Source organism: Pseudomonas promysalinigenes (assembly GCF_014269025.2).
Taxonomy (GTDB): domain Bacteria; phylum Pseudomonadota; class Gammaproteobacteria; order Pseudomonadales; family Pseudomonadaceae; genus Aquipseudomonas; species Aquipseudomonas promysalinigenes.
The window spans coordinates 1,435,758-1,448,849 of sequence record NZ_CP077094.1; the positions used below are offsets into that span (position 1 = coordinate 1,435,758).

At 61.5% G+C, this 13,092-nt stretch carries 12 protein-coding genes; 6 read left to right on the forward strand and 6 right to left on the reverse strand.

Going from position 1 to position 13,092, the window contains the following annotated elements:
* Positions 1 to 852 carry a LysR substrate-binding domain-containing protein gene (locus tag HU725_RS06685; protein WP_186476629.1) on the reverse strand — a complete coding sequence of 284 codons (852 nt, stop codon included), beginning with the start codon at positions 850 to 852 and terminating at the stop codon, positions 1 to 3.
* Positions 853 to 948: 96 nt separating this feature from the next.
* Between HU725_RS06685 and HU725_RS06690 the strand changes: the two genes are divergently transcribed.
* A complete protein-coding gene (locus tag HU725_RS06690; protein ID WP_060480608.1) occupies positions 949 to 1,167 on the forward strand; it encodes a DUF1127 domain-containing protein in 219 nt (72 codons plus the stop codon).
* Between the two features lie 120 nt (positions 1,168 to 1,287).
* Here HU725_RS06690 and HU725_RS06695 read toward each other — a convergent pair whose 3' ends face one another.
* Entirely contained in the window at positions 1,288 to 2,634 is a 1,347-nt protein-coding gene (locus HU725_RS06695) for a class II 3-deoxy-7-phosphoheptulonate synthase (RefSeq protein WP_186476630.1), read from the reverse strand.
* Between the two features lie 118 nt (positions 2,635 to 2,752).
* Between HU725_RS06695 and HU725_RS06700 the strand changes: the two genes are divergently transcribed.
* Entirely contained in the window at positions 2,753 to 3,508 is a 756-nt protein-coding gene (locus HU725_RS06700) for a spermidine synthase (protein WP_186476631.1), read from the forward strand.
* A gap of 411 nt (positions 3,509 to 3,919) precedes the next feature.
* Complete coding sequence (locus HU725_RS06705; RefSeq protein WP_060480611.1) at positions 3,920 to 5,599, forward strand: DEAD/DEAH box helicase; 1,680 nt, start codon at positions 3,920 to 3,922, stop codon at positions 5,597 to 5,599.
* Positions 5,600 to 5,687: 88 nt separating this feature from the next.
* On the opposite strand, the gene HU725_RS06710 is transcribed toward HU725_RS06705, so the two are convergent.
* Positions 5,688 to 6,440, reverse strand: coding sequence for a DODA-type extradiol aromatic ring-opening family dioxygenase (locus HU725_RS06710; protein ID WP_186476632.1), 753 nt, complete (start codon positions 6,438 to 6,440; stop codon positions 5,688 to 5,690).
* Positions 6,441 to 6,542: 102 nt separating this feature from the next.
* Here HU725_RS06710 and HU725_RS06715 point away from each other — a divergent pair, with 102 nt between their 5' ends.
* Positions 6,543 to 7,193, forward strand: coding sequence for a thiopurine S-methyltransferase (locus HU725_RS06715; RefSeq protein WP_186476633.1), 651 nt, complete (start codon positions 6,543 to 6,545; stop codon positions 7,191 to 7,193).
* Between the two features lie 48 nt (positions 7,194 to 7,241).
* On the opposite strand, the gene htpX is transcribed toward HU725_RS06715, so the two are convergent.
* Positions 7,242 to 8,129: a protease HtpX gene (gene htpX, locus HU725_RS06720; RefSeq protein ID WP_054903704.1), complete on the reverse strand. Its 888-nt coding sequence runs from the start codon at positions 8,127 to 8,129 to the stop codon at positions 7,242 to 7,244.
* A gap of 289 nt (positions 8,130 to 8,418) precedes the next feature.
* Positions 8,419 to 9,630, reverse strand: a complete 1,212-nt coding sequence (locus HU725_RS06725) for a pyridoxal phosphate-dependent aminotransferase (protein WP_012313392.1) — start codon at positions 9,628 to 9,630, stop codon at positions 8,419 to 8,421.
* 174 nt (positions 9,631 to 9,804) lie between these two features.
* Between HU725_RS06725 and msrB the strand changes: the two genes are divergently transcribed.
* A complete protein-coding gene (gene msrB, locus HU725_RS06730; protein ID WP_186476634.1) occupies positions 9,805 to 10,206 on the forward strand; it encodes a peptide-methionine (R)-S-oxide reductase MsrB in 402 nt (133 codons plus the stop codon).
* Between the two features lie 2 nt (positions 10,207 to 10,208).
* Positions 10,209 to 10,697, forward strand: coding sequence for a glutathione peroxidase (locus HU725_RS06735; protein WP_186476635.1), 489 nt, complete (start codon positions 10,209 to 10,211; stop codon positions 10,695 to 10,697).
* Here the strand turns inward: HU725_RS06735 and HU725_RS06740 are convergent.
* Positions 10,687 to 13,041: a hybrid sensor histidine kinase/response regulator gene (locus HU725_RS06740; protein WP_186476636.1), complete on the reverse strand. Its 2,355-nt coding sequence runs from the start codon at positions 13,039 to 13,041 to the stop codon at positions 10,687 to 10,689. The two genes, HU725_RS06735 and HU725_RS06740, sit on opposite strands and share 11 nt — an antisense overlap.
* Between the last annotated feature and the right edge of the window lie 51 nt (positions 13,042 to 13,092).

Sequence of the window (13,092 nt, forward strand, 5' to 3'; positions counted from 1 at the left end):
TTACATGAACCCTTCGATGATGTAGTCGGCCATGCAATCGGTGATTGGCGATTGGCTCTGGCTGTTGCGCAGCAACATCACGTTGGCCATCGGCAGTTGGGGTAGCCCCTCGCTTTCGCCCAGAATGCGAATGTTGCCGCCAATCAGGCTCTGCAGTTGCGCCGTCACCGCCAGGCCGGCGGTGACGATGGCAAAAATCGCGGCAAGGCTGGGGCTGGTGTAGGCGATGCGGTAGTCGATGCCTTGGGCTTCCAGAGCATTGCAGGTCCAGGCGCGGCAGAAACAGTCGGTGTTGAACAGTGCCAAGGGGATCGGCCGCTGCTCCTGGGGGTAAAACCCCTCGGCAGCGGCCCACACCAGCCGCTCCTGACGCAGCAATTGGCCAACCTCGTTGCCTGGCTCGCGGGTGACGATGGTCAAATCCAGGTCCTGGCGCAGCAGCAGTTGCCGGGACGAGTCGCAATGCACCTCTACCTGAACCAGTGGGTATGCCTGGGCGAAGCTGGAGAGAATGGTTGGCAGAAAGCGCATGGCGTAGTCATCGGGCGTGCCGATGCGCACCAGGCCGACCATGTGCGGCATGCGTAACGTGTTGAACACCTCCCCGTGCAGTTTCAGAATGCGCCGGGCATAGCCCAGCAATACCTGCCCCTCGGCAGTCAGGCGCACCTGGCGGCCATCGCGCTCGAACAACTGGCGCTGAAGAATGTCCTCCTCCAGGCGTTTCATCTGCATGCTGACCGCCGATTGGGTACGGTTGACCACCTCACCGGCGCGGGTGAACCCACCTTGCTCGGCAATCGCAACGAAGGTGCGCAGTACATCAGCGTCGAGGCTCTGGTATTGGGACATTGCATCAATCTCCGAGATGCATTGCATCAGAAACATTCGTTGGATTGATCTTAAGCCTGAGCCGAGACTGAAGCCATCAACACGGAGGGCTTCACGATGAAAGGTCATGTCAGCAATATTCAGCAACCTGCCTTTTCCCTGACCCACCTATGGCATGTAGCCATTGAGCGCCCGGCCAGGTGGGTGCAGCTTTATCGCCAGCGCCAGGAGCTTGCCAGCCTGAGTGACGCGACACTGCATGACCTGGGCTTGAGCCGAGCGGACATCCAGCAAGAGTCCGAGCGGCATTTCTGGGATGACCCGCTGCGCAAATAGGCCAAGGCTGCAATGGGCGATTCGCCGGTGAGCCCGCTCCTACTAGCGCTGCGCACGCTTTGCGGCGAGCGCTAATCGGTAGGAGCGGCTTGAGCGGCGAGGCAACTGCACAGCTTGCGCTTAGCGCCGCACCTGCTTGAGGGTCTCTGCGATTAGGAAGGCCAGCTCCAACGACTGATCGGCGTTCATACGCGGGTCGCAGTGGGTGTGATAGCGGTCGGACAAAGCGTCCTCGGTGATCGGACGAGCACCACCGATGCACTCAGTGACGTTCTGCCCAGTCATTTCGATGTGGATGCCGCCGGCATGGCTGCCTTCGGCATGGTGCACTTGGAAGAACTGCTTCACCTCATCGAGGATCTGCGCAAAGTCCCGAGTCTTGTAGCCGCTGCTGGCTTTGATGGTATTGCCGTGCATCGGGTCGCAGCTCCACAGCACCTTGCGCCCCTCGCGCTCGACGGTGCGGATCAGCCCAGGCAAGTGCGCGCCTACCTTGCCCGCGCCCATGCGCACGATCAGGTTGAGACGACCAGGGTCGTTGGCCGGGTTGAGGGTGTCGATCAGGCGGATGAGCTCGTCGGGGTTCATGCTGGGGCCAACCTTGACCCCGATCGGGTTGTGCACGCCACGCAGAAACTCGACGTGGGCCCCGTCCAGCTGGCGGGTGCGGTCGCCAATCCAGAGCATGTGCGCGGAGCAGTCGTAGTAGTCGCCGGTCAGGCTGTCCTGGCGTACGAAAGCTTCCTCATAATTGAGCAGCAAGGCTTCGTGGGCTGTGAAGAAACTGGTTTCGCGAAGCTGCGGCGCGCTGTCCAGGCCGCAGGCGCGCATGAAAGCCAGGGTTTCATCGATACGGTTGGCCAACTGGTGGTACTTGTCGGCCAGCGCCGAGTTGGCGATGAAGTCCAGGTTCCATTTATGCACCTGATGCAGGTCGGCAAAACCACCCTGGGCGAAGGCGCGCAGCAAGTTCAGGCTGGCGGTGGCCTGGTGGTAAGCCTGCAGCAGGCGCTCCGGGTCCGGCACGCGGCTTTTTTCGTCAAAGCCGATGCCGTTGACGATATCGCCACGGTAGGCGGGCAGGGTGACGTTGCCAATGGTTTCATCACCGGCTGAGCGCGGCTTGGCGAACTGCCCGGCCATGCGGCCGACCTTGACCACCGGGCAGCCAGCAGCGAATGTCATCACGATGGCCATCTGCAGCAGCACCTTGAAGGTGTCGCGGATCTTGGCCGCCGAGAACTCGGCAAAGCTTTCGGCGCAGTCGCCGCCCTGCAACAGGAAGGCGCGGCCCTCGGTGACCTCGGTGAACTGCCGGCGCAACTCGCGGGCCTCGCCAGCGAATACCAGCGGTGGGTAGCTGGCCAGGGTCTGCTCGACCCGCTGCAGGTGCGCGGCATCGGGGTAGGTCGGTTGCTGCTGGATCGGCAGGGCACGCCAGCTGTCAGGGCTCCACGGTCGGTTCATCACAGGCTCGATTATTGGCTGTTTGGGCTGACTGCCATGGTAACAGTTGGCACCGCGCTTGTTGCATCCGGGGTGTTGGCGGACAATGCGCGTTTTTGCGCGGGTGAGTGGCAGGTAAATGGCGACGGAGCGGGAAGAAAAGCTGCTGGCCCGGGTGGAGGATGCGTTCGGTGTGATCAGCGTGTACGAGGTGGACGATTACCGCTTCCTCGAGTTTGGTGACGCCATCGAGCAAAGCTGTGTGTTCACCGCAGACCCAAGCTGGCTCGAATACGACTACACCCGTGCCATGCTGGTGGGCGCGCTATGTCATGAGCAGCCGGAAAGCGCGCTGTTTCTTGGTCTGGGCGCTGGCACCTTGACTCAAGCGTGTATGAAATTTCTGCCGCTGGAGGACATCGAGGCCATCGAGTTGCGTGCAGACGTGCCGCGCCTGGCCATGCAATACCTGGGGCTGGACGATGACCCGCGCCTTTATGTGCGCATTGGCGATGCCGTGCAGTTACTGACCACCGCAGAGCAGGCCGACCTGCTTTTCGTCGACCTGTATACCGACCATGGGCCGGGTGTCGGGCACCTGGCGTGGAATTTTCTCGAAAACTGCCAGAAGCAGCTCAACCCGGGCGGCTGGCTGGTGATCAACCAGTGGGCTACTGACGATGGCAAGCCGCTGGGTGCCGCGTTGCTGCGAGGATTGTACCATCGGCACTACTGGGAACTGCCGGTCAAGGAGGGCAATGTGATCTTGCTGGTGCCGGCAGACCTGGACCAAGCACTGGACATCGACGGCCTGCGGGCGCGGGCCGAGGCCTTGGCGCCGCGGTTGGGATATAGCCTGGAAGGCCTGATCCGCGAGATCCGGCCTGCCACTTGAAGGCCGTGCTGGCCTCTTCGCGGGTCAACCCGCTTCTAGCTGGCTGGGCGGACCCAATAGAACGGGTTCACCCGCGAAAAAGCCAAGGCGGTGCCTTTATGCAAAAACGATTCAGTCAATAAGCATTGATGGCGAGATACTGGCCGAAGGGCCAGAAAAATTTCCTCACTCCCTGGTGTATTTCAGGTATAGTACGCGCCGGTCTTTTAGCGGGCCTCAAAATCAGGTGGTGCAAATCCCCCGAGTCCAGCTTCGGCTGCACGTCCGCTAGGCGGACCTTCCTAAAGTTTTCTTTTTCAATCGTTTTCGCAAATCCCCGCCGACAAAGCTGCCTGGGTGACCGTTCCGGTCTTTCAAGGCACGTGCAGCTTTGCAGCATGGGTCTTTGCGGATGCACTTAGAGGCAGACCCATGACCCAGGAAACCGGCGGCTTCGCCGCTCTCGATCTTAATCCGAACATTGTTGCTGCCGTTCTGGCTACCGGCTATGAAGAGCCGTCCGCTATTCAGCAACAATCGATCCCGATCATCCTCGCCGGTCACGACATGATCGGCCAGGCGCAGACTGGCACCGGCAAGACCGCTGCCTTCGCCCTGCCGATCCTCAACAAGATCGATGTGAGCAAGCGCGAGCCGCAAGCCCTGATCCTGGCGCCAACCCGTGAGTTGGCGCTGCAAGTAGCCACCGCTTTCGAAACCTACGCCAAGCAGATGCCGGGCGTTAATGTAGTGGCGGTATACGGTGGTGCCCCAATGGGCCCACAGCTGCGTGCCATTCGCAACGGTGCGCAAATCGTCGTCGCTACCCCAGGCCGCCTGTGCGACCACCTGCGCCGCGACGAAAAAGTCCTCTCCACCGTTCAGTACCTGGTGCTGGACGAGGCGGACGAAATGCTCAAGCTGGGCTTCATGGACGACCTCGAAGTGATCTTCGACGCCATCCCGGCCAGCCGTCAGACCGTATTGTTCTCCGCGACCCTGCCATCGTCGATCCGCTCGATCGCCGAACGCCACCTGCGTGAGCCCAAGCACGTCAAGATCCAGAGCAAGACCCAGACCGTTACCGCGATCGACCAGGCCCACCTGATGGTCCACGCTGACCAGAAGATCCCGGCTGTACTGCGTCTGCTGGAGGTCGAGGAATTCGACGCGCTGATCGCCTTCGTGCGTACCAAGCAAGCCACCCTGGACCTGGCTGCCGCCCTGGAAGCCAAAGGCTACAAGGCTGCCGCGCTGAACGGCGACATCGCCCAGAACCAGCGTGAGCGCGTGATCGACTCGCTCAAGGACGGCCGTCTGGACATCGTCGTCGCCACCGACGTCGCTGCCCGTGGCCTGGACGTACCGCGTATCACTCACGTGTTCAACGTCGACATGCCGTACGACCCAGAGTCCTACGTGCACCGTATCGGCCGTACCGGTCGTGCTGGTCGTGATGGCCGTGCGCTGCTGCTGGTCACCCCGCGCGAGCGTCGCATGCTGCAGGTGATCGAGCGTGTGACCGGGCAGAAGGTGGCCGAGGCGCGCCTGCCGAACGCCCAGGCTGTGCTCGATGCCCGCATCAAGAAGCTCACCTCGAGCCTGGCGCCGCTGGTTGCCGAAGCCGAGGCCACCCATGGCGAGCTGTTCGACCGCTTGACTACCGACCTCGGTTGCAGTGCCCGTGCCCTGGCTTCGGCCCTGCTGCGCAAGGCCACCAATGGTCAGGCGCTGGACCTGGCTGCGGTAGAGCGCGAGCAACCGCTGGTGCCAAGCTTCGCACCGCGCGGCGAGCGTACCGAACGTGGCGAGCGCACTGAGCGTGGCGAGCGTGGTGACCGCGAGCGTCGTGCGCCAATGCCGCTGGCCGAAGGCCGCGTGCGCTGCCGTACCGCTTTGGGTGCCCGTGACGGTATCGCTGCCAAGAACCTGTTGGGTGCGATCCTCAACGAAGGTGGCCTGGCTCGTGATGCCATCGGCCGGATCCAGGTACGCGACAGCTTCAGCCTGATCGAGCTGCCGGAAGATGGTCTGGAGCGTCTGCTGACCAAGCTCAAGGACACTCGTGTTGCCGGTAAGCAGCTGAAGCTGCGCCGTTATCGCGAAGACTGATCCTGTCACGAAAAAAATCCCCGACATTGGTCGGGGATTTTTTTTGCCTCTGGTGTTTTCAGCGCAATGGCATTGCCGCTGGCATGGCTCAGTCGAACCGATAGATGTCCATGCCCAGCGCCCCCAGGGTGAAGCCTTGGTGCACGATGCCGAACTTGCCTCCAGCGCCTAGCGCGAAAAACAGCGGTAGCAGATGCTCCTCGCTGGGGTGGTTGCGAGCGGCAAAAGGCGCCTGTTTGCGGTAATCCAGTAGCGCTGCCTGGTCGTTAGCCTTAAGTCGCTCTACAACCCAGTCCCGGAATGCCAGCGCCCAGGGTTCGATCACGTCGGGCCCGGCGTGCCAGTCGAGTTCACCGAGGTTGTGCGTGATGCTGCCAGAGCCAATCAGCAGAATACCTTCCTGGCGCAACTCAGCCAGCGCCTTGCCGACCTTGAGCTGAAGGTCCGGCCCCGACTGGCTGGGTAGCGATACCTGAATCACCGGGATGCTCGCATCTGGGTACATCAGTGACAGCGGCACCCATGTGCCGTGATCGAATGGTCGTTGCAGGTCCTGGCGTGCCTGTAGGCGTTCGGCCACGCGGCTGGCCAGGGCGGGCTCGCCAGGTGCCGGGTATTGCACAGCGTAAAGTGCGGGTGGAAAACCGTAGAAGTCATGCCAGGTTTCTGGCTGTGCAGCGCTGGTCACCAGCAATTCACGGCTCTCCCAGTGCGCCGAGACAACCACGATCGCCTTGGGTTTTGGCAGGGCGTTGGCCAGCGCAGCCAAGGCCGGCCCGCTGGCGCCAGGTTGCAGGGCGAGCATGGGCGAACCGTGGGAAATGAACAGGCTGGGCAGCATGGTGAGGGTCCTGAGGTTTAAGATGCAACCATCTTCGTTCAGCTATCGATCGAAATCCAAATCAAGTTTTACCGGTAAATCATCTAAATATTGGGAGTGATCATGGAGCCAGCGTTCTGGCAGCAGCGATGGGCCGACAACCAGATCGGCTTTCACCAGGCGCAGGTCAACCCGTACTTGCAACAGTACTGGCCACACCTGCAGTTAGCCCACGGCAGCCGTGTGCTGGTGCCGCTGTGCGGTAAAAGTCTGGACCTGGCCTGGCTGGCGGGGCAGGGGTATCGCGTGCTGGGTGTGGAGTTGTCGCAGCGCGCGGTGGCAGCGTTTTTTCATGAGCACGGGCTTGAGCCCAAAATTGTGCAAAAGGGAGACTTCGAGATCTGGCGCCACGGCGACGTCGAGGTGTGGTGTGGCGATTTTTTTGCCCTTCAGCCAGAGGACCTTGCTGATTGCGTGGCGCTCTATGACCGAGCGGCGCTGATTGCCCTGCCGGTGCACATGCGTCTGGCGTACGTGCAGGCGTTGTCGCGTTCGCTGCCCGCCCGCTGCAGCGGGCTGTTGGTGACTTTGGATTACGACCAGGCGCTGCTGGCCGGGCCGCCATTCTCGGTAGGTGACGAAGAAGTTCGAATGGGCTTGGCCGGGTGGCAAGTCGATGAGCTCAAGGCCGTGGAGCTTATTGAGCAAAGCCCTAAGTTTTCACAGGCGGGGGTTTGCAGCCTGGTGGAGCGGGTTTATCAGATCAGCAGGTAGCGATGAAAAAAAGGGCGACCGAAGTCGCCCTTGTCTGCCCGTGAAGAGTCAACCGCGGCGACGCAGAGCCTCGATACGCTCTTCCAGCGGCGGGTGGCTCATCAGCAGGCCCGCGAGGCCATGCTTGAGGCCACCGTTGATGCCGAACGCCTTCAAAGTGTCAGGCATGTGCACCGGCAGCCCTTGCTCGACACGCAGGCGCTGCAACGCACCGATCATTGCGGCGGTGCCGGCCAGCTGGGCGCCGGCTTCGTCGGCACGGTACTCGCGGCGGCGCGAGAACCACATGACGATCATGCTGGCGAGGATGCCCAGAACCAGCTCGGCAACGATGGTCGCCACGTAATAGGCGATACCCTGGCCCTCTTCGTTCTTGAAGATCACTTTATCGACGAAGTTGCCGATGATACGGGCGAAGAACATCACGAAGGTGTTCACCACGCCCTGCACTAGCGCCAGGGTGACCATATCGCCGTTGGCTACGTGGCCGATCTCATGGGCCAGTACGGCACGCACTTCATCGGGCGAGAAGCGCTCGAGCAGGCCCTGGGACACCGCCACCAAGGCGTCGTTACGGTTCCAGCCGGTGGCGAAGGCATTGGCCTCGTAGGCCGGGAAAATACCCACCTCGGGCATTTTGATGCCGGCCTCGCGTGACAGCTCCTCGACGGTCTGCAGCAGCCATTGTTCATGGCGGGTGCGCGGCTGGCTGATGATCTGCGTGCCGGTGGTCATTTTCGCCATCCACTTGGAGATGAACAGCGAAATCAGCGAGCCGGCGAAGCCGAACACGGCGCAGAATACCAGCAGGCTGCTGAGGTTGAGGTCAACCCCGTTGGCGGCCATGAACCCGTTGAAGCCGAACAGGCTCAGGGTAATGCTTGCAACCAGCACCACCGCAAGGTTGGTGGCTACAAACAACAGAATGCGCATCATGGTTGTTACGTTCTCCTGACGGATGAGTCATTGCTTACTGCGGGGTATATAAGGTGCCTGCCGCCTGGATTCAATCGGGCGACTATTTCAAACTGTGTACGGCGCAGTATGGCAGAGGATTCATCGCGGGCTCTGGGATAGAGCGTTGCAGGATGTAAGAAATTTCCTTTGAGCATGGCAGGGCGGCAGTGCGGCCCATTCGCGGCAGAGCCGGCTCCCAAGCGGCTGTCGCAGTGCTTGAGGGCTGCGCTGTAAGTGGGAGCCGGTTTACCCGCGAAGAGGTTGGTGCCTACTGGGAATAAGTGCGCAGGAAATTGCCAATGCGGCCGATCGCGGCTTCCAGGTCATCCACCCGCGGCAAGGTCACCACGCGGAAATGGTCCGGCCACGGCCAGTTGAATGCAGTGCCCTGAACGATCAGCAGCTTTTCCGACAGAAGCAAATCGAGGGCGAATTTCTCGTCATTGAGGATCGGGCACACCTTCGGGTCGATACGCGGGAAGGCGTAAAGCGCGCCCATGGGCTTCACACAGCTGACACCTGGAATATCGTTGAGCAGCTCATAGGTACGGTTGCGCTGTTCCAGCAGGCGGCCCGGCGGCAGTACCAGGTCGTTGATGCTCTGATAACCCCCAAGCGCTGTCTGAATGGCGTGCTGGGCCGGTACGTTGGCGCATAGGCGCATGTTGGCCAGCATGTCGATGCCTTCGATATAGCTCTGGGCGTGATGCTTGGGCCCGGAAATGATCAGCCAGCCAGACCGGAAGCCGGCCACCCGATACGACTTGGACAGGCCGTTGAAGGTCAGGCACAGCAGATCCGGAGCCAGCGACGCGGTGCTGATGTGCACCGCTTCGTCGTAGAGGATCTTGTCGTAGATCTCGTCGGAGAACACCACCAGGTTGTGCTGACGGGCCAGCTCCAGCATGCCCAGCAGCAGCTCTTTGGAATACACAGCACCGGTCGGGTTGTTCGGGTTGATGATCACCAAGGCCTTGGTGTTCGGTGTGATTTTGGCTTTGATATCTTCAAGGTCCGGGAACCAGTCGGCCTGCTCGTCGCACAGGTAGTGCACCGGCTTACCACCGGCCAGGCTCACCGCAGCGGTCCACAGCGGGTAGTCGGGTGCCGGGATCAGAACTTCGTCGCCATTGTTGAGCAGGGCCTGCATCGACATCACGATCAGTTCGGAAACACCGTTGCCCAGGTAGATGTCCTCGATGGTGACGCCCTCGATCTCCTTCTGTTGGCAATACTGCATCACCGCTTTGCGCGCGCTGAACAGGCCTTTGGAGTCGCTGTAGCCCTGGGCGGTGGGCAGGTTGCGGATCACATCCTGAAGGATTTCGTCCGGCGCTTCGAAGCCAAACGGTGCCGGGTTACCGATGTTCAGCTTGAGGATGCGGTGGCCTTCCTCCTCCAGGCGTTTGGCGTGCTTGAGCACTGGGCCGCGAATGTCGTAGCAGACATTGGCGAGCTTGTTCGATTTGCTGAACTGCATGATGTGATCCCGATTGAGAAGACGCGCCGCCACCGCCCGCTCATCGAAAGGTTTGAAAGGGCGGCGGGCGGGTGCCAGACTTGAGGCCTTGCGCACGAAGCCAACTAATATACGTGCCACCCGCGTTACGGAAAAGACGGCGCGAGGTGAAATTCAGCCTGCCGAGGTTCACACATGCAAAAGATCGACAAGACACTTGAACAATGGCGCGAAATGCTCGACCCCGAGCAGTATCAGGTCTGCCGGCTCAAAGGTACCGAGCGGCCGTTCAGTGGCAAATACAACAGTGAGCACCGCGCGGGTATCTACCGTTGCGTGTGCTGTGACCTGCCACTGTTCGATGCGCAGACCAAATTCGATGCCGGCTGCGGCTGGCCGAGCTTTTACGCGCCCATCGAGCAAAGCGCGATGATCGAGATCCGTGACACCTCCCACGGCATGATTCGCACCGAGGTCACCTGTGCCCAGTGCGATGCTCACCTGGGCCATGTATTTCCCGATGGCCCTCCGCCAACGGGCCTGCGTTATTGCATCAACTCGGTGTGCCTGACCTTCGAACCCTGTAAAGGAGCCTGAGAATGGCCGCATCGATGCTGGACATACCCTGCGTTACCCTAGGCGGCGAGCAGAAAAAGCTCGGCGATTTCGCCGGCAAGGCGCTGCTGGTGGTCAACACCGCCAGCCAGTGCGGTTTCACCCCGCAGTACAAAGGCCTGGAGCAGCTGTGGCAGCATTATCGCGAGCGCGGGCTGGTAGTGCTGGGCTTTCCCTGCAACCAGTTCGGCAAGCAGGAGCCGGGCGATGCACGGGACATCGCGCAATTTTGTGAAGCCAACTTCGGCGTGAGTTTTCCTTTGTTCCGCAAGGTCGAGGTCAATGGCCCAGGCGCCCATCCGCTGTTCGTTGCGCTCAAGCAGCGTGCGCCAGGGCTGTTGGGCACTGAGAAGATCAAGTGGAACTTCACCAAGTTCCTCCTCGATCCAGCCACCGGCAAGGTTACCCGCTACGCACCCACCACCAAGCCGCAGGCGTTGGAAGCCGACATCGAGCGCCTGCTCAGCCGTTGAGCGGTACCCAGTGGTCGATCAGCGCCAGCAGTTCCTCGCGGCGAAACGGCTTGGCCAGGTAATCGTTCATGCCGGCCGCCCGGCAGCGTTCGCGCTCCTCGGGCATGGCATTGGCCGTCAGGGCGACGATCGGTAACTGCGGCCAGCGCCCGCTCTGGCGGATGCGCCGGCTGGCCTCGTAGCCGTCCATAACCGGCATGTTGCAGTCCATCAGCACCAGGTCGAAGTCTTCCCGGTCCAGCCACTCCAGTGCCTCGGCGCCTTGGGTGGCGAGCTGCACCTGGCAGCCGAGCTTGGCCAGCATGCCCTTGGCTACCAGCTGATTGACCGGGTTGTCTTCCACCAACAGGATGCGTGCGCGACCCTCAGCGGCGGTCAGTAGTGGAGTGGCCAGCGGATGCTCAGGGGCATGGCCCTGCAAGGTTCGGCTCAAGGTCTGGTACAGCGCGTTGCGCGACAGAGGGCGGGCCAGTTGGTGCAGGGGCGCCAGTTGAGCCGACTGCTCGCCGGGCAAGAAGTTGCCGTAGGCGGTTACCAGCAGGATCGGCGCCTTGAGTGCCGGGCGCAGTTGCAACAACTGCTGCAGGTCGTCAGTGATCAACAGGTCGATGCCATTGTCTAGCGCAGCGCTGCTGTCGTGCCGTTGGTAGTCCAGGCCCCAGCCAGGCAGCAGGCTCTGCAGCAACTCGCTCAGGCCACTGCCGGCATCGCTGAGGGCAGCTACCTTGCCGCTCAGTGCCGGCGGCTCAATGGCCTCGGTATGGGCAGGCAGTGGCAGGTCGGCACTGAAGCGGCTGCCAAAGCCAGGCTCGGAGTGAATGTGCAGATGGCCCTGCATGGCTTGGCACAGGTTGCGGGTCAGCGCCAGGCCCAGGCCGGTGCCGCCATATTGTCGGGTGATGCCGGCGCCAGCCTGGGTGAAAGGCTGGAAGATGCGTGCCTGAGCGGCCTCAGGGATGCCGATACCAGTGTCGCTTACCTCCAAGCGAACGCCGCCGACAATCGGCGTCAGGCGCACGTCCACGCGGCCGAAGCGGGTGAACTTCAGTGCGTTGGACAGCAGGTTGCTGACCACCTGACGCACCCGCGTGGGGTCGCCCAGTACCGAGCTTGGGAAATCCCCTGCGATCAGGCATGTCAGCTCGACGCTCTGTGCAGCATTTTGCGACAGCAGGTTAGCGGTGTCCTCGACCATGGCACCCATGTCGAAGGGGATACGTTCCAGTTCCAGTTGCCCGGCATCGAACTTGGAAAGGTCGAGAATATCGTTGAGCAACTCCACCAGCACTTTGCCCGAATCGTGGGCGATCGACAGTTGCTGGCGCTGCTCGCCGGCCAGCGGGCTGTCCAGGGCCAGGGCGATCATGCCGAGCATGCCGTTGAGCGGGGTACGGATCTCATGGCTCATGTTGGCCAGGAAGGCGGCCCGCGCCTGCGCCATGTCCAGGGCGCGTTGGCGGGCCGCTTCCAGCTCCTGGTTGGACTGGCTGAGGCGGCCGTTGCTGGCCTTCAGTTCCTCGGTGCGTGCCGACACGATATCTTCAAGCTCGTTGAGGTACTGGGTCAGGCGGTTTTCTGCTGTGCGCCGCTGCTGGATTTCGGTACTCATGCTGACGAACTGCTGGTTGGCTACTTTGACCAGCACGCCGATTTCGTCATATTCATGGCCTGGTGGGCAATCCACTCGGGTTTGCCCAGGCTGGCGCGGGTCGCGGCCGCTGAGGGCGCCGATTAGCGTCACCAACGGCTTGGTCAGCATCATGTAGAACAGCGCCAAAAGGATGCCGGTCAGCACCAGGCTGCGGGCGAAGCCGTTGAGTAGGGTAACCCCTGCGCGGTCCAGGAAGCGGCTGCCGAACGCATAGGTGTCAACGTCCAGGTACAGCGTGCCGAGGGTTTCATCGGGCATGTGGGTCAGGAACAGGCGCGCCTTGAGCTGGCGCTTTTCGCCGAACAGAAAGTCGCTCAGCGGCCGGTAGCGGTCCTCCAGGCGGGGGCGTTCGACATCGGCCAGGACCGTTTCGTTATTGTCTACCAGCCGCGCGCGGATCACCGCCGGTGACTGCAAAAGGCCCCGGGTCAGCTCCAGCGCAAGCTCCGAGTCGATGTTGTAGGCAATGCGTGAGGCTGTATTGTGGCTGATTTGCAACAACGCCCCAACTTCGCGGTTGATGGATGCGTCTTCGCTGGCATAATCGATGCCGATCTGGATGAGACTGAGCAATGTACCCAGGATGAAGCCGACCAGGACTGTCAACCGGGCTTGCTTGTATGACAGGCGATTGGTGAACTTGATATCCATGAGTCCCGAGCCGGTTTCCCGTTCCTTGCGCTGCGCAAGCATAGCCGATCAACCTCGGCTGCTGGCGTGTCTGTCACACATTCAGCGTTAAAT